The organism is Sediminimonas sp. (assembly GCF_024637375.1).
In the GTDB taxonomy this organism is placed as follows: domain Bacteria; phylum Pseudomonadota; class Alphaproteobacteria; order Rhodobacterales; family Rhodobacteraceae; genus Sediminimonas.
Map to the genome: position 1 here is coordinate 1 of NZ_JAGXFK010000062.1, position 26,990 is coordinate 26,990.

General features: G+C 67.7%; 28 protein-coding genes. 19 read left to right on the forward strand and 9 right to left on the reverse strand.

Annotated features, from left to right (window positions below):
• The coding region (locus Q0L89_RS10465; protein WP_296764715.1) for a cation diffusion facilitator family transporter at window positions 1–468 on the reverse strand (468 nt) is incomplete at its 3' end.
• Window positions 469–780: 312 nt separating this feature from the next.
• Here Q0L89_RS10465 and Q0L89_RS10470 point away from each other — a divergent pair.
• From Q0L89_RS10470 to Q0L89_RS10515, 10 genes are all read left to right on the forward strand, one after another.
• Window positions 781–1,503: a response regulator gene (locus tag Q0L89_RS10470; protein ID WP_296764717.1), complete on the forward strand. Its 723-nt coding sequence runs from the start codon at window positions 781–783 to the stop codon at window positions 1,501–1,503.
• Window positions 1,503–3,026 carry an ATP-binding protein gene (locus Q0L89_RS10475; protein ID WP_296764720.1) on the forward strand — a complete coding sequence of 508 codons (1,524 nt, stop codon included), beginning with the start codon at window positions 1,503–1,505 and terminating at the stop codon, window positions 3,024–3,026. The genes Q0L89_RS10470 and Q0L89_RS10475 overlap by 1 nt, the downstream gene beginning before the upstream one ends.
• Before the next feature lie 4 nt (window positions 3,027–3,030).
• Window positions 3,031–3,249, forward strand: a complete 219-nt coding sequence (locus tag Q0L89_RS10480) for an SHOCT domain-containing protein (protein WP_296764723.1) — start codon at window positions 3,031–3,033, stop codon at window positions 3,247–3,249.
• A gap of 245 nt (window positions 3,250–3,494) precedes the next feature.
• Window positions 3,495–3,932 carry a cytochrome c gene (locus Q0L89_RS10485; RefSeq protein WP_296764725.1) on the forward strand — a complete coding sequence of 146 codons (438 nt, stop codon included), beginning with the start codon at window positions 3,495–3,497 and terminating at the stop codon, window positions 3,930–3,932.
• The gene (locus tag Q0L89_RS10490) at window positions 3,932–4,282 is read left to right on the forward strand and encodes a hypothetical protein (protein WP_296764728.1); all 351 of its coding nucleotides are present in this window, start codon (window positions 3,932–3,934) and stop codon (window positions 4,280–4,282) included. Before Q0L89_RS10485 ends, Q0L89_RS10490 begins: the two co-directional genes overlap by 1 nt.
• An 11-nt stretch (window positions 4,283–4,293) precedes the next feature.
• On the forward strand, window positions 4,294–4,806 hold the full coding sequence (locus tag Q0L89_RS10495) for a plastocyanin/azurin family copper-binding protein (protein WP_296764730.1): 513 nt from the start codon (window positions 4,294–4,296) through the stop codon (window positions 4,804–4,806).
• Window positions 4,807–4,864: 58 nt separating this feature from the next.
• Window positions 4,865–6,280: a multicopper oxidase family protein gene (locus tag Q0L89_RS10500; RefSeq protein WP_296764732.1), complete on the forward strand. Its 1,416-nt coding sequence runs from the start codon at window positions 4,865–4,867 to the stop codon at window positions 6,278–6,280.
• Window positions 6,281–6,360: 80 nt separating this feature from the next.
• Window positions 6,361–6,771 carry a cytochrome c gene (locus Q0L89_RS10505; protein ID WP_296764791.1) on the forward strand — a complete coding sequence of 137 codons (411 nt, stop codon included), beginning with the start codon at window positions 6,361–6,363 and terminating at the stop codon, window positions 6,769–6,771.
• A gap of 293 nt (window positions 6,772–7,064) precedes the next feature.
• The gene (dusA, locus tag Q0L89_RS10510; RefSeq protein ID WP_296764735.1) at window positions 7,065–8,072 is read left to right on the forward strand and encodes a tRNA dihydrouridine(20/20a) synthase DusA; all 1,008 of its coding nucleotides are present in this window, start codon (window positions 7,065–7,067) and stop codon (window positions 8,070–8,072) included.
• A 56-nt stretch (window positions 8,073–8,128) separates the two neighbouring features.
• Entirely contained in the window at window positions 8,129–8,953 is an 825-nt protein-coding gene (locus tag Q0L89_RS10515; protein WP_296764793.1) for a sulfite exporter TauE/SafE family protein, read from the forward strand.
• Window positions 8,954–8,976: 23 nt separating this feature from the next.
• Here the strand turns inward: Q0L89_RS10515 and kdsA are convergent, their stop codons facing one another.
• From kdsA to Q0L89_RS10530, 3 genes are all read right to left on the reverse strand, one after another.
• Window positions 8,977–9,804: a 3-deoxy-8-phosphooctulonate synthase gene (kdsA, locus tag Q0L89_RS10520; RefSeq protein ID WP_296764737.1), complete on the reverse strand. Its 828-nt coding sequence runs from the start codon at window positions 9,802–9,804 to the stop codon at window positions 8,977–8,979.
• A gap of 37 nt (window positions 9,805–9,841) precedes the next feature.
• Window positions 9,842–10,735 carry a KpsF/GutQ family sugar-phosphate isomerase gene (locus Q0L89_RS10525; protein ID WP_296764795.1) on the reverse strand — a complete coding sequence of 298 codons (894 nt, stop codon included), beginning with the start codon at window positions 10,733–10,735 and terminating at the stop codon, window positions 9,842–9,844.
• Between the two features lie 190 nt (window positions 10,736–10,925).
• Window positions 10,926–11,870 (reverse strand): radical SAM protein, encoded by a 945-nt coding sequence (locus Q0L89_RS10530; protein WP_296764740.1) that lies wholly within the window; start codon window positions 11,868–11,870, stop codon window positions 10,926–10,928.
• Between the two features lie 218 nt (window positions 11,871–12,088).
• Here Q0L89_RS10530 and zwf point away from each other — a divergent pair, with 218 nt between their 5' ends.
• The 3 genes from zwf to pgi are packed head-to-tail and all read left to right on the forward strand — an operon-like array spanning window position 12,089 to window position 15,824.
• Window positions 12,089–13,543: a glucose-6-phosphate dehydrogenase gene (zwf, locus tag Q0L89_RS10535; protein WP_296764797.1), complete on the forward strand. Its 1,455-nt coding sequence runs from the start codon at window positions 12,089–12,091 to the stop codon at window positions 13,541–13,543.
• On the forward strand, window positions 13,540–14,214 hold the full coding sequence (gene pgl / locus Q0L89_RS10540; RefSeq protein WP_296764742.1) for a 6-phosphogluconolactonase: 675 nt from the start codon (window positions 13,540–13,542) through the stop codon (window positions 14,212–14,214). Before zwf ends, pgl begins: the two co-directional genes overlap by 4 nt.
• Window positions 14,215–14,219: 5 nt before the next feature.
• A complete protein-coding gene (gene pgi / locus Q0L89_RS10545; protein WP_296764745.1) occupies window positions 14,220–15,824 on the forward strand; it encodes a glucose-6-phosphate isomerase in 1,605 nt (534 codons plus the stop codon).
• Between the two features lie 161 nt (window positions 15,825–15,985).
• Here the strand turns inward: pgi and Q0L89_RS10550 are convergent, their stop codons facing one another.
• Window positions 15,986–16,408, reverse strand: coding sequence for a cupin domain-containing protein (locus Q0L89_RS10550; protein ID WP_296764747.1), 423 nt, complete (start codon window positions 16,406–16,408; stop codon window positions 15,986–15,988).
• The gene (eno, locus tag Q0L89_RS10555; protein WP_296764749.1) at window positions 16,405–17,688 is read right to left on the reverse strand and encodes a phosphopyruvate hydratase; all 1,284 of its coding nucleotides are present in this window, start codon (window positions 17,686–17,688) and stop codon (window positions 16,405–16,407) included. The genes Q0L89_RS10550 and eno overlap by 4 nt, the downstream gene beginning before the upstream one ends.
• Window positions 17,689–17,867: 179 nt before the next feature.
• On the opposite strand from eno, the gene Q0L89_RS10560 reads away from it, so the two are divergent.
• A complete protein-coding gene (locus Q0L89_RS10560) occupies window positions 17,868–18,824 on the forward strand; it encodes an XdhC family protein (protein WP_296764800.1) in 957 nt (318 codons plus the stop codon).
• Window positions 18,821–19,846 carry a molybdopterin-binding protein gene (locus Q0L89_RS10565; protein ID WP_296764752.1) on the forward strand — a complete coding sequence of 342 codons (1,026 nt, stop codon included), beginning with the start codon at window positions 18,821–18,823 and terminating at the stop codon, window positions 19,844–19,846. Before Q0L89_RS10560 ends, Q0L89_RS10565 begins: the two co-directional genes overlap by 4 nt.
• 25 nt (window positions 19,847–19,871) lie before the next feature.
• Here Q0L89_RS10565 and Q0L89_RS10570 read toward each other — a convergent pair whose 3' ends face one another.
• Window positions 19,872–21,035, reverse strand: coding sequence for an alpha-hydroxy acid oxidase (locus Q0L89_RS10570; protein ID WP_296764755.1), 1,164 nt, complete (start codon window positions 21,033–21,035; stop codon window positions 19,872–19,874).
• A gap of 152 nt (window positions 21,036–21,187) precedes the next feature.
• Between Q0L89_RS10570 and Q0L89_RS10575 the strand changes: the two genes are divergently transcribed.
• From Q0L89_RS10575 to Q0L89_RS10590, 4 genes are all read left to right on the forward strand, one after another.
• Entirely contained in the window at window positions 21,188–21,640 is a 453-nt protein-coding gene (locus Q0L89_RS10575; protein WP_296764758.1) for a MaoC family dehydratase, read from the forward strand.
• Between the two features lie 203 nt (window positions 21,641–21,843).
• On the forward strand, window positions 21,844–22,329 hold the full coding sequence (locus tag Q0L89_RS10580; protein WP_296764760.1) for a (2Fe-2S)-binding protein: 486 nt from the start codon (window positions 21,844–21,846) through the stop codon (window positions 22,327–22,329).
• A gap of 115 nt (window positions 22,330–22,444) precedes the next feature.
• The gene (locus Q0L89_RS10585) at window positions 22,445–24,808 is read left to right on the forward strand and encodes a xanthine dehydrogenase family protein molybdopterin-binding subunit (protein WP_296764763.1); all 2,364 of its coding nucleotides are present in this window, start codon (window positions 22,445–22,447) and stop codon (window positions 24,806–24,808) included.
• A 102-nt stretch (window positions 24,809–24,910) separates the two neighbouring features.
• Window positions 24,911–25,705 carry a xanthine dehydrogenase family protein subunit M gene (locus Q0L89_RS10590; protein WP_296764766.1) on the forward strand — a complete coding sequence of 265 codons (795 nt, stop codon included), beginning with the start codon at window positions 24,911–24,913 and terminating at the stop codon, window positions 25,703–25,705.
• A gap of 38 nt (window positions 25,706–25,743) precedes the next feature.
• Here the strand turns inward: Q0L89_RS10590 and gph are convergent, their stop codons facing one another.
• Together gph and Q0L89_RS10600 are read right to left on the reverse strand one after the other, a co-directional pair.
• The gene (gene gph / locus Q0L89_RS10595; RefSeq protein ID WP_296764769.1) at window positions 25,744–26,415 is read right to left on the reverse strand and encodes a phosphoglycolate phosphatase; all 672 of its coding nucleotides are present in this window, start codon (window positions 26,413–26,415) and stop codon (window positions 25,744–25,746) included.
• Window positions 26,412–26,966, reverse strand: coding sequence for a thioredoxin family protein (locus Q0L89_RS10600; RefSeq protein WP_296764773.1), 555 nt, complete (start codon window positions 26,964–26,966; stop codon window positions 26,412–26,414). Before Q0L89_RS10600 ends, gph begins: the two co-directional genes overlap by 4 nt.
• Window positions 26,967–26,990 lie beyond the last annotated feature (24 nt).

The window sequence follows — 26,990 nt, forward strand, 5'->3', positions numbered from 1 at the left end:
CTGGATGATGTGCCACAGCGCGCCACGCACGTTCAGATCGCTCTGGCTTTGTTTCCAGATCAGCCCGAGCGAGATGACCTCGGTCACCAGCCCGCCGGCCGCGGCCCAGAGCATCGGGCCCGTGGGCAGGTCGATGGGGTCGGAAAGGCGCATCGCCGCCATCACGATGACCACCACCGCCATGCCCAGCAGGAACCCGCCATTGACCAGCGCCCCGATGAGCTCGGCCCGGTACCAGCCAAAGCTGCGATTCTCGTCGGCGGGGCGCCGGGCGAGACGCGCGGCAATGATCGCCACCATCACGCCGCCGACGGCCGAGAAGGTGTGAAACGCGTCCGAGATGACGGCGATGGACCCGGTCCAGAGGCCGACCCCCATCTCGAAGACGAAATATACCCCCGTCAGCCAGGCGGAAATCGCCATTCCGCGCCCGCTGGACGGCATGTGGTGGTGGCCTACGTGAGACATATGGCGTGTCCTTTCCTGATCGGAGCCCGAGCGCGCAGGTCGCGAATGGCGCCCGCGGCAATTTCCCTGGCATGGTCGGCCACGGCGGTTGGGCCGGCCGGGGCGCGTGAAGAGGTCACGAGTGTCTTCGGCACGATCATTTCGCGTTGCTCCAGGCGTTTGTTCTTCCGTGACGGTACCCGAGAATTTGAGCGACCGTGATGAACTGATTTGTATCCGTCTGTCGCAACAGCCTTCCATGTCATAAATCATGTTACAAATGGAGACAAAACCGTCGCTGACCGGGCGATGATAGCCCCGTATAGGAACGCCATGGGACATGCGCCTCACATCCTTGTCGTCGACGATCATCGGCAGATCCGCGAATCCGTTTCGCGGTTTCTGGAGAAGAACGGCATGCGCGCCACGGCCGCGAAGGATGCATCGGAAATGGACGCGCGCCTGTCTGCGGGCGATTTCGATCTGCTGGTGCTCGACGTCATGATGCCCGGTGAAAGCGGGTTGTCGGTCTGCCAGCGATTGTCGGCCGAAGGTCGCATACCGATCATCATGCTGACAGCGCTCGGCCAGGAAACCGATCGCATCGTGGGGCTTGAGATCGGCGCCGACGACTACCTGACCAAGCCTTTCAATCCCCGCGAGCTGCTGGCACGCATCAAGGCAGTGCTGCGAAGGACGGAAAAACCCGAGACCCATGCCGGCAGCCTGGCCGGAAAGACGGTTCGTTTTGCCGACCTGGTGCTCGACGCCGATCGCCACGTCATCGACGACGATCGCGGCAATCGCATCCCGCTGACGACGGCGGATTTCAAACTCCTGACCGTCCTTCTGGAGCGGTCGCGAAAGGTACTGACCCGCGAGCAACTGCTCGACCTGACAGCCGGTCGGGCGGCCGGCCCGATGAACCGCAGTATCGACAACCAGATCAGCCGCTTGCGGCGCAAGATCGAACCCGACCCGTTGCAGCCGCGCATCATCACCACGGTTCGCAATGGCGGCTATTGCCTGGCCGCGGATGTGGAGGTGATCGACTGATGTCGAAGCCTTTCGCAAGCCTTCGCGCGCAGCTCGTCGTTCTGATCGTCGCGGCCCTTGTCGTGGCGCAGGCCGTCAGCCTGTGGCTGTTCGTGGACGAGCGCACCCTCGCCATCCGGGCGGCACTGGGCTTCGAGGCGGCAGGGCGCGCGGCGAACGTGGCACGCCTTCTCGAGGAGGCTCCGCAGAATCTGCATGCGTCGATCCTGCGCGCGGCGAACTCGCCGCTGGTGCGCTTCGAAACCGGCGCGGCGCCCGGCGTCCGGCATCTCGATCACAGCGACGCTGGCCGGATCGAGCGGCACGTCCGCACCCTTCTTGGCGACAGCAATGGCCGGGAAATCCGCGTCGAGCTGCATCAGATCAAGGGCAGGATCCTTCCTCTCCCGCATCTCTCGCCGCAGATGGCGGAGCTGCACAGCGCGATGATGAAGGGGGAGTTGTCGGCGGTCGAGATGAACCTTTCGATCGCGCTGGCGGGCGGGAAATGGCTGAATGTCGGGACGCGGTTCGAGCGTCCCCCCCTGCAATGGCCGTTCTTCTCGACGGTGACTTTCGGATTGACGGCGGCGCTGATCCTCGTCTCGGTCTGCTGGTTCCTCGTCACGCGGATCACCGGGCCGCTGCGCCGATTGTCACGGGCGGCAGACCGGCTTGGACGGGGCGAGGACGTCGATGCGCTGCCGGTCGTCGGGCCTGTCGAGGTGCAGGATCTGACAACCGCCTTCAACCGGATGCAGGATCGCCTGACCCGGTTCGTCGCCGACCGGACGCGCCTGCTGGCCGCCGTCGGCCACGACCTTCGCTCGCCGCTCACCGCGCTCAGGGTGCGGGCCGAAATGGTCGATGATCCCGAGACCCGCGAAAGCCTCATCGAGTCCGTCGAGGAAATGCAGATGATGGCCGAAGCCACGTTGACATTCGCGCAGGGGCTGACCGGCTCCGAAGAACCCGAAACCGTGGAAATCGGCGCGTTTCTCGCCGCGCTCGGGGAGGACATGGTCGAGACCTTCCATCTAAAGGGCGGGGCGCCGATCAAGGCGCGCGTGCGCCCGGTCTCGCTTCGCCGCGCGATCCGCAACGTGGTCGAAAACGCCGTGCGCTATGGCGGCGGCGCAGAGGTGAGCTGGCGCAGCGACAACGACGATCTGATCATCGACGTTGCGGACCAGGGGCCGGGTATCGCGGCCGACAAGCTGGAGCAGGTGTTCGACCCGTTCTTCCGGCTCGAGGATTCACGGTCGCTCGAAACCGGCGGGCATGGGCTGGGGCTGTCAATCGCCCGCTCGATCGTGCGGGCGCATGGCGGCGACATTCACCTGGCCAACAGGCCCGAAGGCGGTTTGACGGTGTCCATAACCGTGCCGCTGGATGGCGATGTCGCGGCCGAAAAACAATGGATCGAAAAGGAGAAAGACAATGAACACGACAATGAAACGGACACTACTGGCGACGCTTGCACTACTGGCGGCACCGATCGGCGCCGTCGCGGGTCAGGCGGGAGATTGGCAAGGGAGGTATGACCACATGATGTGGAGCAACGGACACGGCGCGTTCGGCGGGCTGATGATGATCCTTTTCTGGGGCGTGATCATCGCGCTGATCGTCCTGGGGGTAAAATGGTTCACGGACACGCAAGGAAGCCGCGGCAAGCGTGATGCCATCGACACGCTGCGCGAACGTTTCGCTGCCGGCGAGATCGACGAGGAGGAATTCGATCGCCGCCGGAAGGCGCTCGAGAAATAGTTGGCAGCCCCCGCACCATGCACCCGTCGTGGCGGTATCGCCGAATCCGCGAACCCAACGCCGCGCGCCGGTTCGGGCGTCGGCTCTCCACCGGGTGTGTCGGTTCCGTCAGCGAACACATCGTCGAGGTCTGCAACCGCGCACCGACCGGCACGCAAGCCGGGCATGCCTGACCGCGACGGAAAAAACGTGATGGCCGCAGGACGGCATCGAGGAGCAGGAAAATGCAGAGGTTTTTGATTTTCATGGCCGCCGGCGCGATCGCGGGCGCAGGTGTCCTGGGCTGGCAGGCATTGCGGCCGACACCCGAGCAGGCGGGGCATTCGATGGCGACACCCGATACGGCGTCGATCCCCGAAGGGGGTGCGATCGTGGAGGTCACGCCGCCCGCCGAATTGTCTGTCGAGGCGCGGATCGGCAAGCGCGGATTCGACGCCAAGTGCGCGGAATGTCATGGCAAGAACGGCGCCGGAAAGAACGGCGAGGCTCCGCCGCTGATTCACAAGATTTACGAACCAAGCCACCACGGCGACGCGGCATTCCTTCGCGCCGCGGAGAACGGCGTCAGGGCGCATCATTGGGATTTCGGCAACATGCCCCCGGTCGAGGGTGTGACCCGCGCCGATGTGACGTATATCGCGCGCTATATTCGTGAAGTGCAGCGCGCGAACGGGATCGACTGATGCGGCTCTGCCTGGTCTTCCTGTCGATGCTCGCGATGAGCGTTGCATTCGGCGACGCGGCGATGGCGGACGTGCGCGAAACCGCCACGTCCCCATTGCAGGTCGCGAAATACCTGCCGTTGCCCGACACCGGGGCGCAGGATCGCGATTGCCATCCGCGCCTCGACTGCGAATCTGCGGCCATCGACACGCGCGCGCAGGGGCATGCGGGCGCACGGCGCTTCGGGGCAGGGGTCACCGTACCCGAACACGGAGTATTGAAAGGCACATACGTGCTGTTCGACCCGCCGCCGCCGCGAGTTCGAGCGGCGCACAAGACAAACACCCGAAAACGGATTCTCGAAATCTAGGAGACCATAGAATGAGCAGACACATCCTTGCAGGGGCCGCTTTCGCCCTTGCCGCGACCACAACCGTTGCCATTGCCGATGCCGGTCACGGCAGCGCCATCGGCCAGCCCGGATCGGACGCCGCAGTGGATCGCGTGATCGAAGTGGAAATGTCGGAAATGAAGTATATGCCCGACACCATAAGCGTGGAGCCCGGCGAGACGATCAAGTTCGTCGTCACGAACGTGGGCGATGTCGTGCACGAGTTCAACATCGGCAAGCCCGAGACCTGGAACGGGCATGCGGACGAGATGATGACGATGATGCAACAAGGCATGATGACCGCGGACCGCCTGGACCATGACAAGATGATGGAGGGCGGCATGATGCATGACGATGCCAACAGCATCCTGCTGGAGCCGGGCGACAGCGGCGAGGCCATCTGGACCTTCCCACAGGCGGGTGAAATCGGTTTTGCCTGCAACGTGCCGGGGCACCGCGAGGCCGGGATGGTCGGCGATTTCCGCATGCCTCAAGGCGACTGACACGCGGGCGGAAGGGCGTCATCTCCGCCCTTCCGCCATCTTGTTCGGGAGTTCGATCATGACGACACGAAGAGCGTTTCTTGGCGGTACGGCCGCCTCGGCGGCCTGTGCGGTTCTGCCGGGTGCCGCGGCAGGCGGGCCATTGCGCGCCACCGCCCAGGCCGCGGCCATGCCCTCTCTGGTTGCGCGGGAAACGTCGGTTCGGCTTGCTCCGCCGGATTACCCCGCGACCGGTATCTGGGGCTACGACGCAACCATGCCGGGCCCGGTCGTGCGGCTGCCGCAGGGCGGGCGCGTGTCGCGCCGGCTGGTCAACGAATTGCCACAGGCGACCTCGGTGCATTGGCATGGCGTTCGGATCGACAACGCGATGGACGGTGTCGCCGGGCTGACGCAGGACGCGGTGCCCCCGGGGGGCGAATTCGACATCGATTTCGTCGCTCCCGATGCCGGAACCTACTGGTATCACGCGCATAACCGCTCTTGGGAACAGGTGGCGCGCGGGCTTTACGGCGCCCTCGTCGTGGAAGAGGCAGAAGGCCCGAACATCGACCGCGACGAGGTTCTGATCCTCGATGACTGGCGTCTTGACCCGGAGACCGCGCAACTTGTCCCGGATTTCACGGCGGCCCATGACCAAAGCCACGCCGGGCGTCTTGGCAACTTCATCGCCACCAACGGCACCTACGGCTACACGCGCGATGTGCGGCGCCACGAACGCATGCGCCTGCGGCTGATCAACGCCGCGAATGCCCGGGTTTTCCAACTGGCGCTGGCCGGGCTCGAAGGATGGATCGTCGCGCTCGACGGTATGCCGCTTGAGATGCCGCAGCTGGTTTCGGAGACGATGGTTCTCGGCCCGGCGCAGCGGGTCGATCTTCTGGTCGATGTCACCGCCGCGCCCGGCGAGGCGGCCCATCTCGTGCGGGTCGGCGATGGGCAGGGCTATTCGCAGGCGGCTTTCAACGTGACCGGCGAGGCCGCCGTCGCCCGCCGCGGCGCACCGCAGCCCTTACCGCCCAATCGCGGCACCGCGGCGCGCCCCGATCTGGCAGCGGCGCGCCGGGTGCGCCTGGTCATGTCCGGCGGAGCCATGGGGCGGATGCAGTCGGCGGTTCTGGATGGCGAAAGACGTGGTTTTCGCGACCTTGCGGCCGCGGGGAAGTTCTGGTCGTTCAACGATACCGTCGGCATGACCGAAACGCCGCTTGCGGAACTTTCGCGCGGGGAGCCTGTCCGGCTCGAAATCGTGAACGATACGGTCTTTCCCCACGCGATGCATCTGCACGGCATGCATTTTCGCGAGGTTCGGGATGGCACGGCCGCCGGCCCCATGCGGGACACGGCGATGATCTTGGCCGGCGAGACCCGCGAGATCGCCTTCACCGCCGACAATCCCGGCGACTGGTTGTTTCACTGTCACATGCTGTCGCACGCGGCTTCGGGCATGATGACCTGGATGAGGGTCGCATGATGAAGCGAATGATGGTCATCGCAGCGGCGTTGCTGGCGCTTGGCGCGGGCGTCTTCTGGTGGGGGGTGCGGCCCTCGGGGATGGATACGAAGCCGGTCACGCCGGTCATGCCGGACAACGTCGACCTGGCCGAGGGCAAGGCACTTTACGCCGAGAATTGCGCCTCCTGTCACGGTGCCAACCTCGAAGGTCAACCGGATTGGCAAAGCCGCGACGCCGATGGCCGGCTTCCGGCACCGCCGCATGACGAGACCGGGCACACCTGGCACCACTCCGACAGGGTGCTGTTTCGATACACCAAGCTCGGCGGCAGGGACGCGCTGGCCTTGCAGGGCGTCGACTTTGACAGTGGCATGCCTGGCTTCGGCGACCAACTGAGCGATGCGCAGATATGGAACATCCTGGCCTACATCCAATCGACATGGACCGCGCGCGAACGCGCCGCGCAGGCCGCAAGCACCGAGGCCGACCTGGCCGACGAAGGGGGCTGACATGATATCGAGGCTGGCCCCAGTGGCGGCACAGATCACCTTTGATCGTCGATATCAGGGATTCGGTGCCATTCCGATCTGGCCGGAAACCGCGTGAACGTGTATGTGCGTGCCCGGCCGGTTCCGGGTTTTGCATATCGCCCGGGCCGGCCGCATGCTCGCGGTCGAAAACCACGCCTGGATCTGCTACCGAGTGGCAACGGCGCCTGGAAATCCCCGGAAACCGGCCAAAGCCGGGGTGAATCCGGGGAAATTCGCGATCGCGCCAAAATCATGAACTGTGCGGTAGATATATGAAATTGAACGCAAAATCGGCTTCCCGTCTGTCCGTGGCCCCGATGATGGACTGGACGGATCGCCATTGCCGGTATTTGCATCGGCTGCTTAGCCGTCACGCGCTGCTTTACACCGAGATGGTGACGGCGCCGGCGCTGGTGCGCGGGGGGGCGGTGCATCTTCTCGATCACGGCGTCGAGGAACACCCGGTGGCGTTGCAATTGGGCGGGTCGGACCCGGATGAACTGGCGCAGGCGGCGGCGCTCGGGGCGGCGGCGGGGTATGACGAGATCAATCTCAACTGCGGCTGCCCTTCGGACCGGGTGCAATCGGGCACCTTCGGCGCGGTGCTGATGAAAAGCCCCGACCTGGTCGCCGAGTGCGTCGCGGCGATGCGCGCGGCAGTGGATGTCGAGGTGACGGTGAAATGTCGCATCGGCGTCGACGAGCAAGATCCGAACGCGGTGCTGCCCGACTTCCTGACCCGGATCGGCCCGGCGGGGTGCGGTCGGGTCATCATCCATGCCCGCAAGGCGTGGCTGCAAGGGCTCAGCCCGAAGGAAAACCGCGATGTCCCGCCGCTGGATCACGCGCTGGTGCAGCGGATGAAAGCCGAGTTCCCGCACATGCACATCTCGATCAACGGCGGCATCACGGCGATCGAACAGGCGCGCGGGTTTCTCGATGCCGGGCTCGACGGCGTGATGGTCGGGCGCGCGGCCTATCACCAGCCCGCCGACATCCTTTGCGCCGCCGACCGGCTGGTTTTCGGCGCCGAGACGTTTGACACCACGCCCGAGGCCGCCGCGCACGCCATGATCCCTTATATCGAGGCACACCTTGCCGCCGGCGGGCGCCTGCACCAGGTCACGCGCCACATGCTGGGCCTGTTCGCGGGGCGCGCCGGGGCGCGGGCCTGGCGGCGGGTTCTGTCCGAGGGCGCGCAGCGTGACGGCGCCGGCGTCGAGGTGCTGCACAACGCGCTGGCGCAGATCGAACTGGCAGGCCGGGCGCGGGCGGTGTAAGGCTGCGCCCGATCCTTGCCACTGCCCGGAGGCCCGCCGCCATGAGCCCGATCCCGATGCCCGAAACCGCGTTGCTGTTGCAGATGCTGGCGATGCTGCTGGTGATTGGCGCCTTTGCCGGGGTGCTGGCCGGGCTGTTGGGCGTGGGTGGCGGCATCGTGCTGGTGCCGTCCTATTTCTACGCCTTCAAGACGCTGGGCTATGACGGCCCGCAATTGATGCAGATTTGCCTGGCCACGTCTTTGGCGACGATCGTGGTGACGTCGCTCAGATCGGTGCTCAGCCACAACCGCAAAGGCGCGGTGGATTGGGCGATCCTGCGCGGCTGGGCGCCGGGGATCGCTGCCGGTGCGGTCCTGGGCGTGCTGGTGGCGTCGATGCTGCGCTCGGTCACCTTGCAGGGCATATTCGGCGTTCTGGGCCTGGTGATCGGGCTTTACCTTGGCTTCGGGCGCGGCCACTGGCGGCTGGGGGCCGAGATGCCCAAGGGCCTGCGCCGGGCGGTACTGTCGCCGCTGATGGGGTTCCTGTCGGTGCTCATGGGCATCGGCGGCGGCAGCTTCGGCGTGCCGCTGATGAGCCTTTACGGCACCCCGATTCACCGCGCGGTGGCGACCGCGGCGGGGTTCGGCATGCTGATCGCGGTGCCCTCGGTGGCGGGGTTCTTGCTGTTGACGGTCGACCCCGCGTTCCGCCCGCCCTTCACCCTGGGCGCGGTCAACCTGGTGGCCTTCGCGGTGACCATCGCGATGACGCTGATCACCGCGCCCTGGGGGGTGCGGCTGGCCCACGCGATGGACCCCAAGCCGCTCAAGCGGGTGTTCGCGGTGTTCATCACGCTGGTGGCGCTGAACATGCTGCGCAAGGCACTGGGATTCTGATCTGCGTCCGGGCGCCGGTGCGGTTAGCCTTCGGCGCCCTGTTTTGCCAGGTCATCGAACGCCTTGAGCCGCGCCAGCAGCGCCGGCATCGCGTCGAGCGGCACCATGTTGGGTCCGTCCGATGGCGCGTTGTCGGGGTCGTCATGGGTTTCGATGAACAGCCCCGCGCACCCCACCGCCAGCGCCGCGCGCGCCAGCGGCGCGACGAACTGGCGCTGCCCGCCCGAGGACGCGCCCATGCCCCCGGGCAGTTGCACCGAGTGGGTGGCGTCGAAAATCACCGGATAGCCGGTTTCGGCCATGATCGGCAGCGCCCGCATGTCCGACACCAGCATGTTGTAGCCGAAGCTGGCGCCGCGCTCGCACAGCATGATGCGCTTGTTGCCGGTCGAGGCGACCTTCTCGGCGACGTTGGCCATGTCCCACGGCGCCAGGAACTGGCCCTTCTTGACGTTGATCGCGCGCCCCGTCTCGCCGGCGGCCAGCAGCAGATCCGTCTGCCGGCTGAGGAAGGCGGGAATTTGCAGCACATCGCAAACCTGCGCGGCGCGCGCGCAGTGCTCGGGCGCGTGCACGTCCGACAGCACCGGACAGCCGAATTCGTCGCGGATGCGGTGCAGGTTATCAAGCCCGGGTTCTATGCCGATGCCGCGCTGACCAGAGAGCGACGAGCGGTTGGCCTTGTCGTAGCTGGCCTTGAAGATGAACGGGATCTCCAGTCGCGCGCAGGTCTCGGCCATCTCGCCCGCGATGCGGCGCGCGTGATCGAGGCTTTCCATCTGACAAGGCCCGGCGATCAGGGCGAAGGGCCGGGTGTTGGCGATCTCGAGGCCGGCAATTTCGACGTTCATATGGCTCATCCGGTTCCGGGGGGCGTGGGGCCCGTGGTCAGGCGACGCCGACGCGCAGACAGTCGTGAATGTGCAGCAGCCCGGCAAGGCTGCCGGTATCGTCGACGACCAGCAGCGCACCGATCTTGTTGGTGTTCATGATCCGCAAGGCTTCGGAAATCAACATGTCCGGCAACACGACGCGCGGGTCGCTCGTGGCGACCTCGCCGGCGGTCAGATCCAGCAACCCGGCGAGGTTGCGGCGCAGGTCACCATCGGTGATGACTCCACGCAGTGCCGCGCCCTGCATCACCGCGGCGATGCCGAAGCCCTTGGCGCTCATCTCGATCAGGGTTTCGCCCATCGGGGTGTCGGCGGCCACGACCGGCAGGCTGTCGCCCGTGTGCATCACGTCGCCCACGCGCAGGAACTGCGCGCCCAGCTTGCCGCCGGGGTGCAGGGTGTGAAACGCCTCGGGGTTGAAGCCGCGCCTTTGCATCAGCACCACCGCCAGCGCGTCACCAAGCGCCAGCGCGCAGGTGGTCGAGGTGGTGGGCGCCATGCCGATGGCGCAGGCCTCGGGCGCGTCGGGCAGCACCAGTGCCAATTCCGATTGCCGGCCCAGGGTGCTGCCCGCTGCCTTGGTGATCGAAATCAGCGGGATGCCGAAACGCCGCGTGTACTGCATCAGGTCGAACAACTCGCGCGTTTCGCCCGAATTGGACAGCAGCAGGCAGACATCGTCGCCGGTGACCATGCCCAGATCGCCGTGGCTGGCCTCGCCCGGGTGCAGGAAGAAAGCCGGCGTGCCGGTCGAGGCCAGCGTCGCGGCGATCTTGTGGGCGACGTGCCCCGACTTGCCCATGCCCGACACGACGACGCGGCCACGGGCGCTGAGGATCAGGTCGACCGCGCGCGCCAGGCCCTCGGGCGGCGCGTCGGCCATCTGCATCAGCGCATCGGCCTCGGTGCGCAGAACCGCGGCGGCGCGGGCCCGCACCTCGGCGCGGGCCGCGCCCGTGCCATCGACCGCCGGTGCCGTGTTTTGCTGGTGCTCGCTCATCGCCGGCCCCGCCCCGCCGTTTGTCATTGCAGCGGTGATAAAGGCTGGCCGCCCGTTGGGCAAGCGCGGCGACGCCTGCTCACCCCGAGCAGCTCGCCCCGCCCAACACGCAGAACTTGGCACAGTGGGGGTGGTTGAGCGCCACGTCGCGCTCGGCCTCGGCCAGCGTCTCGCCCAGTTCGAATTCGGGCGCGTAGGGCAGCAGCGTGCAGGCCAGAACCGCCGGGCGATCGGCGCCCTTGCGCTTGACCACCATGCGCGACGAGGCGCACATCACGTCGCCCGGCCGCTTGCCCAGGATATTCCAGCAGTCGGTGGTGATCTCGGGCACCTCGACGGTTTCGTCCATTTCCGGGAACAACACCGTCATCGCCGGGTCGTGCGCGTCGATGTCGAACCCGTGGCGCGCGTAAAGCGCGGCGTAGCCCGCGCGCGATTGCGCGTCGGTTTCGTCCCATGTGGTGCGCCCGGCCACCGCCATGCGCGCGCCGCGCTCGCGCAGCCATGCCATGCCTTCGAGGGTGCGGGCAAAGGCGCCGTGGCCGCGCTCGGCATCGTGCATGTCCTCGGACCAGTGATCGAGCGAGATGCGCAGTGTCAGCCGGGCGCCGAACTCGTCGATCAGCGCCGCCAGCCCCGCCTGCATGCCGGGGCGCATCATCGGGCGCATCGCGTTGGTCAGGATCAGCACCTCGTAACCGCGCGACAGCGCCGCGCGCGCGCTGGCGATCATGTCGGGGTTCATGAACGGCTCGCCGCCGGTAAAGCCGATTTCGCGCACCGCCCAGCCGCGGGAATCGATCTGGTCGAGGTACTCGCTCACCTCGGCGGCGGTGATGTAGACCAGCGCGTCGTTGCTGGGCGAGCTTTCCATGTAGCAGTTGGCACAAGTGATGTTGCAAAGGCTGCCGGTGTTGAACCACAGCGTTTCGGCCCGCTCCAGCGCGACGGTGGCGCGGGGGCTTCCGTCGGCGGTGGTTCGGGGGTCGGTGAATTTGCCGGCGTTGGCGTTTAGGTCTTTCATCTGCTCGTCTCGCTTGTGGCGGTTGGCCGCGAAACTAGCGCGGATGGTGGGGCGGAAGAAGGGGGCAGCGACGCGCTGACGCCATTGTGAATGCCGCACCGCGGAGATATGGTTGCGCTAACATGAGGTAAATCCGCGTAAATCCGCAACGCCCGCTTGTCATGCCCCGCTGGTGTGGCAAGCTGGGCGCGGCCAAGGCGAAAGGGTGCGACGAACAGATGGCATCTCGAATCATTCCGGTCGATCCGTTCGACCTGGTGGTGTTCGGCGGCACCGGCGACCTGGCGCGCCGAAAGATCATCCCGGCGCTGTTCCGGCGCTGGTGCGCGGGGCAGATGCGCGACGGCACCCGGATCATCGGTGCTGCGCGCAGCGAACGCGACAGCGAAGAGTACCGCGCCTTGATCGGCGACGCGTTGGCCGAGTTCGCCGGCCCGGCGGCGCGCGACGCCGACGCCGTGACGGGGTTTCTGGCGATCCTCGACTATGTGACCATCGATGCCACCGGTACCCTCGGCTGGTCGGAGTTGCGCGATCTGCTCAACCCGCAGCGGGTGCGCGCCTTCTACTTTTCCGTCGGGCCCGAGCTGTTCGGGCCGCTGGCCGAGCGGTTGCACAAGCACGGCATGGCCGACGGCGAAAGCCGCATCGTGGTGGAAAAGCCCTTTGGCAACGACCAGAGCAGCGCCGAGGCGCTCAACCGCACGCTGACCACGCATTTCCAAGAGCATCAGATCTACCGGATCGACCATTACCTGGGCAAGGAGACGGTGCAGAACCTGATGGCGATCCGATTCGCCAACATGTTGTTCGAGCCGCTGTGGAACAGCCAGTACGTCGATCACATCCAGATCACCGTGGCCGAGACGGTCGGCGTCGCCGGGCGTGGCGCCTATTACGACCATGCCGGCGCGATGCGCGACATGGTGCAAAACCACCTGATGCAGCTTTTGTGCCTGATCGCGATGGAGCCGCCGGCGAAGTTTGACCCCGATGCGGTGCGCGACGAAAAGCTCAAGGTGATCCGGGCGCTGGACCCGGTGGCGCGCGACGATATCGTGCGTGGCCAGTACCTGGGCGATTCCGCCAATGCCGGTTACCGCGAGGACGTGGGCAACCCCGACAGCACCACCGAAAGCTTTGCCGCGTTGCGCGTCCAGATCAGCAACTGGAGGTGGGCCGGCACGCCGATCTACCTGCGCACCGGCAAACGGTTGCGCGCGCGGGCCTCGGAAATCGCGGTCGTGTTCAAGGAGACGCCGCATTCCATCTTCGGGGCCGAGGCCGGGCGTCACCGCAACATCCTGACCATCCGCTTGCAGCCCAACGAGGGGATCGACCTGGACATGACCATCAAGGAGCCGGGGCCCGGCGGCATGCGGCTGGTGGATGTGCCGCTGGACATGACCTTCGCGCAAGCGCTCGGGCCCGAGGCGCAAGATGTGCCCGACGCCTACGAGCGGCTGATCATGGACGTGGTTCGCGGCAACCAGACCCTGTTCATGCGTTGCGACGAGGTCGAGGCCGCCTGGGCCTGGATCGACCCGGCGATCCGGCTGTGCGAAGACGAGGCGCTGCCGGTGCTGCCCTATGACCCGGGCAGTTCCGGCCCCGAGGATGCGCTGGCGCTGATGCACCGCGATGGCCGCCGCTGGCGGGAGATAAAGCCATGAAACTGACCGAATACGCCGATGCCGACATGCTGGCGATCGACCTGGCCAACGCTCTGGCTGGCGAACTGGCCGCGGCGCTGATGCACGAGGACCGCGCCACGCTGATCGTACCGGGGGGCAGCACGCCGGGGCCGGTCTTCGACCATTTGTGCGCCGCCGACCTGGACTGGGGCCGCGTCGACGTGATGCTCAGCGACGAACGCTGGGTGCCGGAAAGCGATCCACGCTCGAACGCGGGCCTGGTGCAGGCGCGGCTGCTGACGGGCCGGGCGGCGGCGGCGACCTTCCTGCCGTTTTACGCCGGCGGCGATACGCCCGAACCGGCGCTGGCCGATGTCGAGGCGATGATCGCGCCGCACCTGCCGGCCTCGGTAGCGCTCCTTGGAATGGGGACCGACGGCCATGTCGCCAGCCTGTTTCCGCGCGGTGACAACCTGCGGCTGGGGTTGGACCCGGCGGCGCCGATCCTGGTGCCGATGCGGGCGCCGGGCATGGAAGAGACCCGCGTGAGCCTCAGCGCGCGGGTGCTGCGCGCCGCGCTGTCGCTGCACCTGGTCATCGTGGGCTGCGACAAGCGCGCGGTGCTGGAACGTGCCGCGCACCTGATGCCCGAAGAGGCGCCGGTCGCCGCGATCCTGGACGGCGCGACGGTGCATTGGGCGAAGGAGTAGGCGGCATGTGGCAGGATCTGGAGCGGATGCGTGCCGCGCGGCAGGGCCGCCGGATCGAGGCCCTGTTCGCCGCCGACCCCGCGCGGGCCGACACCTTCTCGGTGCGGGTCGACGGCATGGTGCTGGATTGTTCCAAAACCCAGCTCGACACCGAGTTGCGCGCCGCGCTGATCGCGTTGGCCGAGGGCGCCGGCGTGGCCGAGCGGCGCGAGGCGATGTTCACCGGCGCCCCGATCAATGAAACCGAAGGGCGCGCGGTGCTGCACACCGCGCTGCGCGCGCCCGACGATGCGCGCATCAAGGTCGATGGCCGCGACGTGATGGCGGACGTTCGCGCCACCCGCGCGCGCATGACCGAGCTGGCCGGGGCGCTGCGCGCGGGGCGGCTGCGCGGGCAGGGGGGTGCGATCACCGACGTGGTCAATATCGGCATCGGCGGCTCGGACCTGGGCCCGGCAATGGCCTGCGCGGCGCTGGCGCCCTGTCACGACGGGCCGCGCTGCCATTTCGTCAGCAACGTGGACGGTGCCCATATCCACGACACGCTGGCCGGGCTGAACCCGGAGACGACGCTGATCATCGTGGCGTCGAAAACATTCACCACCGTCGAGACGATGACCAACGCCGCCACCGCGCGCGACTGGATGGCGGCGCGGGTGGCCGACCCGGGCGCGCAATTCGTGGCGCTGTCGTCGAACGCCGACGCGGCGGCCGAGTGGGGCATCGCGCCCGAGCGGGTGTTCGGCTTTGCCGACTGGGTCGGCGGGCGCTATTCGGTCTGGGGGCCGATCGGGCTGAGCGTGATGATCGCCATCGGGGCCGAGCGGTTCGGCGAATTCCTGAATGGCGCCGCGGCGATGGACGCGCATTTCCGCACCGCCGCGCCGCAAGATAACATGCCGATGATGCTGGCGCTGGTGGGCCTGTGGCATCACCAGGTCTGCGGCCACGCGACCCGCGCGGTGCTGCCCTACGACCAGCGCCTGGCGTTGCTGCCGGCCTACCTGCAGCAACTGGAGATGGAAAGCAACGGCAAGGGCGTGACGATGGACGGCACGCCGCTCGACCGCGCCGCCGGGCCGGTGGTCTGGGGCGCGCCGGGCACCAACGGGCAGCACGCCTTCTACCAACTGATCCACCAGGGCCGGCAGGTGGTGCCGTGCGAATTCATGGTCGCCGCGCGCGGGCACGAGCCCGACCTGGCACATCATCACCGGCTGCTGGTGGCCAATTGCCTGGCCCAGTCGCAGGCGCTGATGCGCGGGCGTGACATCGACGCGGCGCGCGCGCTGATGGCGCGGGCAGGGTATTCGGGGGCGGAACTGGAGCGCCAGGCCGCGCACCGGGTGTTTCCGGGCAACCGCCCTTCGATGACGCTGGCCTACGACCGGCTGACGCCGCGGCGCCTGGGCCAGATCGTTGCGCTATACGAGCACCGGGTGTTCGTCGAAGGGGTGATCATGGGCATCAACAGCTTCGATCAGTGGGGGGTGGAACTGGGCAAGGAGCTGGCCGGCGCGCTGGCGCCGGCGCTGGCCGAGGGCCGCGCGCCGGAGGATGCCGATGGCTCGACGCGGGCCTTGCTGGACTTCGTGCGCGAAAGGGCGTGACCGGGCCTGCCGGGCGGGGGCTTTCTGCCCCGCACCCGTCCCGAGGAGATTTCCGCCCGAGACCCCCGGCAAAACCCGGCGGCCCGCCGCTTCATCTTTCCAGAAATACTCCCGCCGGAGGCACCCGCCCTCGCGCCCCGCGCGCCGGTGGCGGGCCGCGCTCAGCTGCGGGGAATGTCGAAGCCCGACGGGGCCAGCGTGAAACCGGCGAAGTCGAAGCCCGGCGAGACGGTGCAGCCCACCAGCGTCCAGTCGCCGGTGGAGCGCGCGGCCTGCCAGTGATAGGGCGGCACGATCACTTGCGGCGCCGCGCCTGCCGCCAGGTCGCTGCCCAGCATGTGCTCTTGCGCGGGGCCGTCGGCGTCGGCGGCGATCGCCAGGATCAGCGGCGCGCCAGCGTGGAAGTGCCAGATCTCGGTCGCATCGACGTGGTGCCAGTGGCTGACCTCGCCCGCGCGCAGCAGAAAACAGATACTGGTCGCGGTCGGGCGGCCGGGGTTGCCGGCGCGCCATATCTCGCGGTAGTGCCCGCCCTCCGGGTGCGGGGCCAGCCCCAGCCGTGCGATGACCTCGTCGGCGGTCATCCGCGCCCCTGCACGATGTCGCGGCCGGCGTAGCGGGCGGTTTCGCCCAGGGCTTCCTCGATGCGGATCAGCTGGTTGTACTTGGCCAGCCGGTCCGAGCGCGCCAGCGAGCCGGTCTTGATCTGCCCGCAATTGGTGGCCACGGCGAGGTCGGCGATGGTGGCGTCCTCGGTTTCGCCCGAGCGGTGGCTCATCACGTTGGCCATGCCGGCGCGGTGCGCCATCTCGACCGCTTGCAGCGTTTCGGTGAGGGTGCCGATCTGGTTGACCTTGACCAGCATCGCGTTGGCGCAGCCGCGCTCGATACCCATCGCCAGGCGCGCGGGGTTGGTGACGAACAAATCGTCGCCCACCAGTTGCACGCGCGCGCCCAGCGTCTCGGTCAGGGCGCGCCAGCCATCCCAGTCGTCTTCGGCGCAGCCGTCCTCGATCGAGATGATGGGGTAGTCGTCGCACAGCGCCCCGAGGTAGGCGACGTTCTCGTCGGGGCTCAGGCTGCGGCCCTCGCCTTTCATTTCGTAGCGGCCGTCGTGGAAATACTCGGTCGCCGCGCAATCGAGCGCCAGGCAAATGTCCTCGCCCGCCTTGTACCCCGCCTTTTCAATGGATTTCAAAATGAAATCAAGTGCATCGCGGGTGGAGTTCAGGTTGGGCGCGAAGCCGCCCTCGTCGCCCACGCCGGTGGCCAGCCCGGCGGCAGAAAGCTCGCCCTTGAGGGTGTGAAAGACCTCCGCGCCCATGCGCACCGCCTCGCGGACGCTGTCGGCAGCGACCGGCATGATCATGAATTCCTGGATGTCGATGGGGTTGTCGGCGTGCTCGCCGCCGTTGAGAATGTTCATCATCGGCACCGGCAGCGTGCGCGCCGAGGTGCCGCCGACATAGCGGTAAAGCGGCTGCGCGGTGAAATCGGCCGCCGCCTTGGCGCAGGCCAGCGACACGCCCAGGATCGCGTTGGCCCCGAGGCGTTTCTTGTTGTCGGTGCCGTCGAGTTCGCACAGCCCCTGATCGATTGACACCTGCTCGGTCACGTCCATGCCCAGCAGGTTTTCCGCGATCTCGCCGTTGACGGCGGCGCACGCCTCGAGCACGCCCTTGCCGCGGTAGCGGGTCTTGTCGCCGTCGCGGCGCTCGTGCGCCTCGTGCACGCCGGTCGAGGCGCCCGAGGGCACCGCGGCGCGGCCCATCGTGCCGTCGTCGAGGATCACGTCCACCTCGACGGTGGGGTTTCCGCGACTGTCGAGGATTTCGCGCGCGTGGATGTCGATGATGGTGCTCATTGGCTGTCCCTGTTCTTGATGGCGAAACCGGTATGTATCGGGCGCGGCTATACATCGGGGACCGGCGGAGCGAAAGCCCCCGCGGCGCCACAGCCGCCCCTTGCCGCAACCGGCCGCGCAGGCCATGCTTGCACAAGCGGTGCCCGTCAGACGGCACCCCGATGCGGAAAGGAAAGGCGATGGAGCGGATACCCGAGATCGCGCTGGAATGGCACCGGGCGGGCAAGGGCGCTGCGCTGGCCACGGTGATGCAGACCTGGGGCAGCGCACCGCGCCGGGTGGGCAGCCAATTGGCGATTTCCGGCGCCGGCGAGATCGAGGGCTCGGTTTCGGGCGGCTGCGTCGAGGGGGCGGTGGTGGCCGAATCGCTGGAGGCGCTGGAAGACGGCCACCAGCGGGTGCTGGAATACGGTGTGAGCGACGGCGATGCCTTTGCCGTCGGGCTGGCCTGCGGCGGCACGATCCGGGTGCTCGTCGAACCCGTGGGCGCGGTTCTGCCTGTCGATCTGCTGGAAGAGCTGGTTGCCGACCGGGCCGCGCGGCGGCCGGTGGCCTACGTGGTGGACATGGAAAGCGGCGCGCGCTGGCTGGCGCACGAGGGCCACGCGGCGCGGTTCCGGGCTGACCGGTCGGGGTTCGACGATGACGCGCGGCACTTCGTGGCCGTTCACAACCCGCCGCTGCGAATGATCGTGGTGGGCGCGGTGCATATCGCGCAGACGCTGGTGCCGATGGCGCGGATGATGGGCTATGACCCGGTGATCGTGGACCCGCGCGAGGGCTTTGCATCGGACGCGCGCTTTCCCGGCGAGGTGCTGGTGACCGACTGGCCCGATGCGGCGCTTGACGCGCTGGCGCCGGATGCGCGCAGCGCGGTGGTGCTGCTGACCCACGACCCCAAGCTGGACGATGCGGCGCTTGACCGCGCGCTGGCCTCGAACGCGTTCTATATCGGTGCCTTGGGATCGACCCGCACCCATGCCAAGCGCGTCGAGCGGTTGCGCGCGGCGGGGTTTTCCGAGGTCGAAATCGCCCGCATACACGGCCCGGCGGGGCTGGATATCGGCGCCGCGGGACCGGCCGAGATCGCCCTGTCGATCCTGGCCGAGGCGACCGCCGTGTTGAGACGCGAATGAAATTCGGCCGGGTCCCGGTGGACCGCGCGCAGGGCGCGATCCTGGCGCATTCGCTGGCGTTGCCGGGCGGGCGCTTGCGCAAGGGGCAGGTGCTGGGCCCCGAGCAGGTCGCGGCGCTGACCGCAGCGGGTCACGCGCATGTCACCGTGGCCCGCCCCGAGCCTGGCGACGTGCCCGAGGATGCAGCCGCCGCGCGGCTGGCCGATGCGCTTGTGCCCGACCCGCAGGCGGCGCGGCTGCGGCTGGCGGGCGCGTTCACCGGCCGGGTGAACCTGGCGGCCACGACGGCCGGCGTCGCGGTGATCGACGCCGATGCCGTGACGGCTGTCAATCGAGTCGATCCGGCGATCACGCTGGCCACGGTGCCGCCATGGTTGCAGATGCGTCCGGGCGGCATGATCGCCACGGTCAAGATCATCCCCTATGCCGTGGGGAAAGCGCAGCTTGACCGGGCTTGCGCCGCCGGGCGCGGGGCGCTGCGCGTGCAGCCGCCGGTTTACCGTTCGGCCAGCCTGATCCTGACCGACGCCGGTGGCGCCAATGCCGACAAGCTGGCGAACAAGGGGCGGCGTGCGGTGCGCGCACGGCTTGAGACGCTTGGCATGGATATGGCCTGCACGCAGCGGGTAACGCACGACAGCGCGGCGCTGGCCGCGGCCATCGAGGCCGCGCACGGCGACATGATCCTGATCCTCACCGCCAGCGCCACCTCGGACGCGCGCGACGTCGCGCCCGAGGCGTTGCGCGCCGCCGGCGGGCGGCTGGATCGCTTCGGCATCCCGGTGGACCCCGGCAACCTTCTGTTTCTGGGCACCTTGGGGGCGCGCCCGGTAATCGGCCTGCCGGGAAGCGCGCGCTCGACCGCGCTGCACGGGGCCGACTGGATGCTCTCGCGCATCGCCTGCGGCTTACCACCCGACGCGGACGAGATCGCCGCCATGGGGGTGGGTGGGCTGCTCAAGGAGATCCCCACACGCCCGATGCCGCGCACCGGACCGCGACCCGCCGGCGATGGGGGGTGACGTCGCGTCCGAAGGGTGACGCGGTTCAGGCCCAGCGACCGGCGAAATCCTCTGGCACCAGCAGGTTGTGGCGCCCCAGGTCGGTCAGGTCGCGTTCGCCGCACAGCGCCATCGAGATGTCGAGTTCCCGATGGATAACTTCCAGCGCACGGGTCACACCGGCCTCGCCCATGGCGCCCAGCCCATAGGTGAAGGCGCGGCCGATATAGGTGCCCTTGGCCCCCATCGCCACCGCCTTGAGCACGTCCTGGCCGGAGCGGATGCCGCTGTCGAGATGCACCTCGACCTGGTCGCCGACCGCGTCCAGGATCGCCGGCAGCGCCCGGATGGAACTGATCGCACCGTCAAGCTGCCGGCCGCCATGGTTGGACACCACGATCGCGTCGGCGCCGACCTTGAGCGCCATGCGCGCGTCCTCGGCGTCGAGGATGCCCTTGAGGATCACCTTGCCGCCCCATTGTTCCTTTATGCGCGCGATCTTGTCCCAGTCCAGCGTCGGGTCGAACTGCTCGCCGGTCCATGCCATCAGCGAGGACGGGTCGGAAATGCCCTTCACATGGCCCACGATATTGCCGAAATCGCGCCGCCTGGCGCCCAGCATGCCGATGCCCCAACGCCATTTCGTGGCCAGGTTCAGCATCGTCGAAGGGGTCAGCTTGGGCGGCGCGGACAGCCCGTTCTTGAGGTCCTTGTGACGCTGGCCGAGGACTTGCAGATCGAGCGTGATGACCAGCGCCGAACATTGTGCGGCGCGTGCGCGTTCGATCAGGCGGCTCAGGTAATCCTGGTCCTTCATCGTGTAGAGCTGGAACCAGAACGGCTTGCCGGTGGCTTCCGCCACTTCCTCGATCGAATTGATCGACATCGTCGACAGCGTGAACGGCACGCCGAAGGCCTCGGCGGCGCGGGCGGCCTTGATCTCGCCGTCGGCGCACTGCATCCCGGTCAGCCCCACCGGCGCCAGCGCCACCGGCATCGCCACGTCCTGGCCGACCATCCGCGTCGCGGTCGAGCGGTTCGACATGTCCACTGCCACACGCTGACGCAGACGGATATCCTCGAAATCGCCGGTGTTCTCGCGGAAGGTCTGCTCGGTCCAGCTGCCGCTTTCGGCGTAGTCGTAGAACATGCGCGGTACCCGGCGGCGGTAAAGGCGCTTGAGATCGTCGATATTGGTGATGACGGGCATGAACCGGGCCTTTCTGCGCTGCATGTGGTCGGTTTTTCTTACCCGTCCGACCACCTGCTCGCAACGCGAAAACCGGATTGCGCGTCGGCGCCGGGGCGCTATCGTAGGGGCTAAACGCGGGACGACACACAAAAAATGCAGGAGCCAACAAGGTGTTTTTCGACGATCTGCCCGTCGGCTACAAGTTCGAGACCGGCGCCCGGCGCGTCGGCGCCGACGACATAACCGGGTTCGCGCGGCAATGGGATCCGCAACCCTTTCACATCGACCGGGACGCCGCTGCCGAAAGCCCCTATGGCGGCCTCATCGCCAGCGGCTTTCATACCCTGCTCACCGCGTTCACCCTGACGCTCGAGGCGGACGTCTGGAACGAGGCCTCGATGGGGTCGCCGGGCATGGACGAGCTGCGCTGGCGCCACCCGGTGCGCCCCGACGACACGCTGCGCGTGCATGCCGAGGTGGTCGCCGCCACGCCGTCGGCGTCGCGCCCCGATCGCGGCCGTACAACGATCCGGTACGATGTGTACAACCAGGACGACGTGCTGGTCATGCAATACACCGCCACCCACATCCTGCGGCGCAAGGCGCCGGGGGGCGCACCCTAAGCATGCCGGGCACGGGCCTTCATCTTTCCCGAAATACTCCCGCCGGAGGCGCCCGCCCCGTCGGCGCGCCCCACGGGCGGGGATCGGGCGGGGCGCTCACGCTGGCGTGAAACCGCGGACGTCGCCGCAATTGGCCCTTCTCAACGGGGCAGGCGCGTGTTTAACTCGGTTGCGTAAGTCATGATAACTCTGGGAGGAGAGCCATGCCAAGGGTCACGATGACCGTGAACGGCAAGCCGGTGTCCGGCGAGGTGGAGGGGCGCAGGCTGCTGGTGCAGTTCCTGCGTGAGGATCTGGACCTGACCGGCACCCATGTGGGTTGCGACACCAGCCAGTGCGGCGCCTGCGTGGTGCATGTCGACGGGCACGCCGTCAAGGCGTGCACGATGTTCGCCGCCGAGGCCGAGGGCGCCGACGTCACCACCATCGAGGGCATCGCCGCGCCCGATGGCACCCTGAACGCCATCCAGCAAGCCTTCCAGGACCACCACGGGTTGCAATGCGGCTTCTGTACGCCGGGCATGGTGATGAGCGCGGCGGCGCTCTTGGCCGAGAACCCCAAGCCCAGCGAGGCCGAGGTGCGCGATTACCTGGAGGGCAACATCTGTCGCTGCACCGGGTACCACAACATCGTCAAGGCGATCATGGCCGCCTCGGGGCAGGATGTGAACGCCATCGCCGCGGAATGACAAAAAAGGGGGCTCCGCCCCCGCGCCTGCGGCGCTCCCCCGGGATATTTGAAGCCAGAAGAAACAAGCGCGGGGGCGTGTCGGGACGGCGGGATCAATTCAGGGAGGACGAAACATGCCGAAGGACGGAGGCATCGGCGCTGCGAGCAAGCGGCGCGAGGACGTGCGGTTTCTGACCGGCACGGGCAACTATACCGACGACATCAACATCCGTGGCCAGGCCTACGTGCATTTCCTGCGCTCGGACGTGGCGCACGGGCGCATCGAGAAACTCGACACGGCGCAGGCGGCCGCGATGCCGGGCGTGGTGCGCATCTTCACCGGCGCCGATTTCGAGGACGTCGGCGGTCTGCCCTGCGGCTGGCAGGTGACCGACAAGCACGGGGCGCCGATGCAGGAACCCGGCCACCCGGTGCTGGCGCAAGGCAAGGTGCGTCATGTCGGCGACCCGATCGCCGCGGTGGTGGCCGACACGCCCGAGCAGGCGCGCGACGCGGCCGAGGCGATCATCTACGACATCGCGGAACTGCCCGCCGTGGTCGACATGAAGGCGGCGCTGGACCCCGGCGCGCCCAAGGTGCATGACGAGCTTGAAAGCAACCTGTGCTATGACTGGGGCTTCGTCGAGGAAAACAAGCCGGCGGTGGACGCGGCCTTCGAGAAGGCCGCGCACGTCACCACGCTGGAGCTGGTCAACAACCGCCTGATCGCCAACCCGATGGAGCCGCGCGTCGCCGTGGGCGACTATGCGCGTTCCACCGACGAGAGCACGCTGTTCACCACCAGCCAGAACCCGCATGTGATCCGCCTCTTGATGGGGGCCTTCGTGCTGGGCATCCCCGAGCACAAGCTGCGCGTGGTCGCCCCCGACGTGGGCGGCGGCTTCGGCACCAAGATATTCCACTATGCCGAAGAGGCGTTCTGCACCTTCGCGGCGCGCGCGCTGGCGCGGCCGGTGAAGTGGACGTCATCGCGCTCCGAGGCGTTCATGTCGGATGCGCACGGGCGCGACCATGTCACCAGGATCGAACTGGCGCTGGACGCCGACAACAACTTCGTCGCGCTGCGCACCGATACGCTGGCCAACATGGGCGCCTACCTGAGCACCTTCGCACCGTCGGTGCCCACCTGGCTGCACGGCACGCTGATGGCGGGCAACTACAAGACCCCGCTGATCCATGTGAACGTGCGCGCGGTGTTCACCAACACGGTGCCGGTGGATGCCTATCGCGGCGCCGGCCGGCCCGAGGCGACCTATCAACTGGAGCGGGTGATCGACAAGGCCGCGATCGAACTGGGCGTGGACCCGATCGCGCTCAGGCGGCAGAACTTCGTCACCGAGTTCCCCTACGAGACGCCGGTCGCGGTGACCTATGACACCGGCGACTACAACGCCACGATGGACAAGCTGGAGGAAATCGCCGATCTGTCCGGGTTCGACGCGCGGCGCAAGGAAAGCGCAAAGCGCGGCAAGCTGCGCGGGTTGGGCGTCAACACCTATATCGAGGCCTGCGGCATCGCGCCCAGCAACTTGGTGGGGCAGTTGGGCGCGCGCGCGGGGCTTTACGAATCGGCCACCGTGCGGGTCAACGCCACCGGTTCGATCAGCGTGATGACCGGCAGCCACAGCCACGGGCAGGGCCACGAGACGGCGTTTCCGCAAGTGGTGGCCGACATGCTGGGCATCGACGAGAGCATGATCGAGATCGTCCACGGCGACACCGCCCGCGGGCCGATGGGCATGGGCACTTACGGCTCGCGCAGCCTGGCCGTGGGCGGCAGCGCCATGGTGCGCGCCACCGAGAAGGTCATCAACAAGGCGCGCAAGATCGCCGCCCATTTGATGGAGGCCTCCGAAGCGGATATCGAGCTCAAGGACGGCCAGTTCACCGTCGCGGGCACCGACAAGTCGGTCGCCTGGGGCGACGTGACGCTGGCCGCCTATGTGCCGCACAACTACCCGCTGGATGAAATCGAACCGGGGCTGGAGGAAACCGCCTTTTACGACCCCTCGAACTTCACCTACCCCGCCGGCGCCTATGCCTGCGAGGTCGAGGTGGACCCCGAAACCGGCAAGGTGACCATCGAACGGTTTGCCGCGGCGGACGATTTCGGCAACGTCGTCAACCCGATGATCGTCGAGGGCCAGGTTCATGGCGGGCTGGGTCAGGGCATCGGCCAGGCACTGCTGGAGGGCTGCACCTATGACGAGAACGGCCAGCTCATCACCGGCAGCTACATGGACTATGCCATGCCGCGCGCCGACGATGTGCCGTTCTACCAGGTCGATCATTCCTGCCAGACGCCGTGTACCCACAACCCGCTGGGGGTGAAGGGCTGTGGCGAGGCCGGCGCCATCGGCAGCCCGCCGGCGGTGGTCAACGCGGTGGTCGACGCGCTGCGCTCGGGCGGCCACGACATCACCCATATCGACATGCCGCTGTCGCCGTCGCGGGTGTGGACGGCGATGCAGGGCTAGGCGCCGCTTGACGGGAAGGGGCGGGGGACGCCCCCCGCGCCCCGCCCGGGATATTTCCGGAGAGAGGAAAACGGCAGCACGTTTTCAGGAGGGACACGAGACATGTACGAATTCGACTTCGAAAGACCGACATCCGTCGCGGATGCAGTCGCGGCGCTTGGCACCGAAGAGGCGCAGGCGCTTGGCGGCGGGCAGACGCTGATTCCGACCATGAAGCAGCGGCTGGCGATGCCGGCCAAACTGGTAAGCCTGACGGGCATTGCGGAAATGCAAGGTGTGCGCCGCAACGACGCGGGTGAGCTTTGCATCGGTGGCGGGACGACCCATGCCACGGTGGCGCGCGAGGCGCGCGATGCCTATCCGGCGCTGGCCGATCTTGCCAGCCACATCGGCGACCCGGCGGTGCGCAACCGCGGCACCATCGGCGGCAGCCTGGCCAACAACGACCCCTCGGCGTGCTACCCGGCCGCGGTGCTGGGGTCGGGGGCGACGGTGGTGACCAGCAACCGCGAGATCGCCGCCGACGACTTCTTCGAGGGCATGTTCACCACCGCGCTGGAAGATGGCGAGATCATCACCGAGGTGCGTTTTCCGGTGCCCGAGGCGGCGAACTACCAGAAATTCGAGCAGCCCGCGTCGCGCTTTGCGCTGGTGGGCGTGTTCGTGGCCCGCTTTTCGGGCGGTGTGCGCGTTGCCGTCACCGGCGCGGCCGAGGAGGGCGTGTTCCGCTGGCATGAGGCCGAAAAGGCGCTGTCGTCCGATTTCGGGCCCGGCGCGGTGGAGGGGCTGAGCGTCAGCGCAGACGGCATGATCGCCGACCTGCACGGATCGGCCGCCTACCGTGCGCACCTTGTGGGCGTGCTGACCAAGCGTGCGGTGGCCGCCGCCGCCGGCTAGGCAACATCGGGGGCTTGGGGCGCGCGCGCGCGCGGCGCTCAGGCCGCGCCGCGCAGCGCCATCACCAGCGCGGGCAGCGCGTCGTGATGGCTGAAAGCCAGGTCGTGGGGCACCTGTGCGAGGGGCGACTTGCGGTAGCCTTCGGTAAAGAGGGCAAAGCGCAACCCCGCGGCTTGCGCGGTTTGCGCATCGACCTCGCTGTCGCCGACATAGAGCAGCGCCGCCCCGCCCAGGGCCGCGAAGGCCGCGTCGAGCGGTGCCGGGTCGGGTTTCTTCACGGGCAGCGTATCGCCGGCGATCACGGTGTCGAACCGATCCAGCAGGCCCAGATGATCGAGCAGCGCGCGGGTCGCATGCGCGGGCTTGTTGGTGCAGATGCCCAGCCGATAGCCGCGCGCCGCTAGGGTATCGAGCGCCGCGACCGCGCCCGGATACGGCGCGGTTTCATGGAAAACCGTCTCGTAGAGCGCCATGAAGCGCGCCAGCATCCGCGCCTGCGTCTCCGCGCCGCCCGGCGCGTCGGGGGCAAGCCCGCTCGCCACCATCATCCGTGCCACGAACCGGCCGGCGCCATTGCCGATGAATTGCCGCGTCTGCGCCATGCTCAGTGGTGGCAGGTCGTGCTCGGTGAGAACCGTGTTGGCGATGGCGCGGATATCGGGGGCGCTGTCCACCAAGGTGCCGTCGAGGTCGAAGACGATCGCGCTCATGTCGCCTTCCACTTGATCGAACAGCCCATCGACGGGGTCTGGGCCAGTGGGCCGTGGCCGGTTTCGGCGACTTGTTTCATGGCCTCGTAAAGCTCGCGCCGGGCGTCGGGCGGCGCGGAATGACGCCCCGAGGCATCCAGCCGCCCGCGGTATTGCAGCCCCATGTCGGCGTCGAAGCCGAAGAAATCGGGCGTGCAGGCGGCACCGTAGGCGCGCGCCACCTGCTGGCTTTCGTCGTGCAGGTAGGGGAAAGGAAAATCGCGTTCGCGTGCCAAGCGTTGCATGTTCTCGAAACTGTCGTCGGGGTAGGCGGCCGCGTCGTTGGAACAGATCGCCGCCACCCCGATGCCCAGCCCCTGCAAGTCGCGCGCGTCGCGAATGATGCGGTCGAGTACCGCAAGCACGTAAGGGCAGTGGTTGCAGATGAACATGATCAGCGTGCCATTCGGGCCGGCCACGTCATCGCGGCCATGGCTCTGCCCGTCGGTGCCGGGCAGGGTGAAATCGGGCGCGGGCCAGCCGAAGTCGCAAACGGGGGGTGTCACGGCCATGGCGTCCTCCTTTCCTTTGGGGTT

Excerpts from the sequence above, each read along its gene's own strand:
- Q0L89_RS10585 (WP_296764763.1), top strand. The coding sequence starts at position 22,445 with ATGCCGAAGGACGGAGGCATCGGCGCTGCGAGCAAGCGGCGCGAGGAC.
- pgi (WP_296764745.1), top strand. The coding sequence starts at position 14,220 with ATGTGGCAGGATCTGGAGCGGATGCGTGCCGCGCGGCAGGGCCGCCGG.
- Q0L89_RS10560 (WP_296764800.1), top strand. The coding sequence starts at position 17,868 with ATGGAGCGGATACCCGAGATCGCGCTGGAATGGCACCGGGCGGGCAAG.
- Q0L89_RS10470 (WP_296764717.1), top strand. The coding sequence starts at position 781 with ATGGGACATGCGCCTCACATCCTTGTCGTCGACGATCATCGGCAGATC.
- Q0L89_RS10580 (WP_296764760.1), top strand. The coding sequence starts at position 21,844 with ATGCCAAGGGTCACGATGACCGTGAACGGCAAGCCGGTGTCCGGCGAG.
- Q0L89_RS10505 (WP_296764791.1), top strand. The coding sequence starts at position 6,361 with ATGGATACGAAGCCGGTCACGCCGGTCATGCCGGACAACGTCGACCTG.
- Q0L89_RS10600 (WP_296764773.1), bottom strand. The coding sequence starts at position 26,966 with ATGGCCGTGACACCCCCCGTTTGCGACTTCGGCTGGCCCGCGCCCGAT.
- Q0L89_RS10530 (WP_296764740.1), bottom strand. The coding sequence starts at position 11,870 with ATGAAAGACCTAAACGCCAACGCCGGCAAATTCACCGACCCCCGAACC.
- gph (WP_296764769.1), bottom strand. The coding sequence starts at position 26,415 with ATGAGCGCGATCGTCTTCGACCTCGACGGCACCTTGGTGGACAGCGCC.
- dusA (WP_296764735.1), top strand. The coding sequence starts at position 7,065 with ATGAAATTGAACGCAAAATCGGCTTCCCGTCTGTCCGTGGCCCCGATG.
- Q0L89_RS10565 (WP_296764752.1), top strand. The coding sequence starts at position 18,821 with ATGAAATTCGGCCGGGTCCCGGTGGACCGCGCGCAGGGCGCGATCCTG.
- eno (WP_296764749.1), bottom strand. The coding sequence starts at position 17,688 with ATGAGCACCATCATCGACATCCACGCGCGCGAAATCCTCGACAGTCGC.
- Q0L89_RS10550 (WP_296764747.1), bottom strand. The coding sequence starts at position 16,408 with ATGACCGCCGACGAGGTCATCGCACGGCTGGGGCTGGCCCCGCACCCG.
- Q0L89_RS10570 (WP_296764755.1), bottom strand. The coding sequence starts at position 21,035 with ATGCCCGTCATCACCAATATCGACGATCTCAAGCGCCTTTACCGCCGC.
- Q0L89_RS10495 (WP_296764730.1), top strand. The coding sequence starts at position 4,294 with ATGAGCAGACACATCCTTGCAGGGGCCGCTTTCGCCCTTGCCGCGACC.
- Q0L89_RS10480 (WP_296764723.1), top strand. The coding sequence starts at position 3,031 with ATGATGTGGAGCAACGGACACGGCGCGTTCGGCGGGCTGATGATGATC.
- Q0L89_RS10590 (WP_296764766.1), top strand. The coding sequence starts at position 24,911 with ATGTACGAATTCGACTTCGAAAGACCGACATCCGTCGCGGATGCAGTC.
- Q0L89_RS10490 (WP_296764728.1), top strand. The coding sequence starts at position 3,932 with ATGCGGCTCTGCCTGGTCTTCCTGTCGATGCTCGCGATGAGCGTTGCA.
- Q0L89_RS10525 (WP_296764795.1), bottom strand. The coding sequence starts at position 10,735 with ATGCAGATGGCCGACGCGCCGCCCGAGGGCCTGGCGCGCGCGGTCGAC.
- pgl (WP_296764742.1), top strand. The coding sequence starts at position 13,540 with ATGAAACTGACCGAATACGCCGATGCCGACATGCTGGCGATCGACCTG.
- Q0L89_RS10485 (WP_296764725.1), top strand. The coding sequence starts at position 3,495 with ATGGCCGCCGGCGCGATCGCGGGCGCAGGTGTCCTGGGCTGGCAGGCA.
- kdsA (WP_296764737.1), bottom strand. The coding sequence starts at position 9,804 with ATGAACGTCGAAATTGCCGGCCTCGAGATCGCCAACACCCGGCCCTTC.
- Q0L89_RS10475 (WP_296764720.1), top strand. The coding sequence starts at position 1,503 with ATGTCGAAGCCTTTCGCAAGCCTTCGCGCGCAGCTCGTCGTTCTGATC.
- zwf (WP_296764797.1), top strand. The coding sequence starts at position 12,089 with ATGGCATCTCGAATCATTCCGGTCGATCCGTTCGACCTGGTGGTGTTC.
- Q0L89_RS10500 (WP_296764732.1), top strand. The coding sequence starts at position 4,865 with ATGACGACACGAAGAGCGTTTCTTGGCGGTACGGCCGCCTCGGCGGCC.
- Q0L89_RS10515 (WP_296764793.1), top strand. The coding sequence starts at position 8,129 with ATGCCCGAAACCGCGTTGCTGTTGCAGATGCTGGCGATGCTGCTGGTG.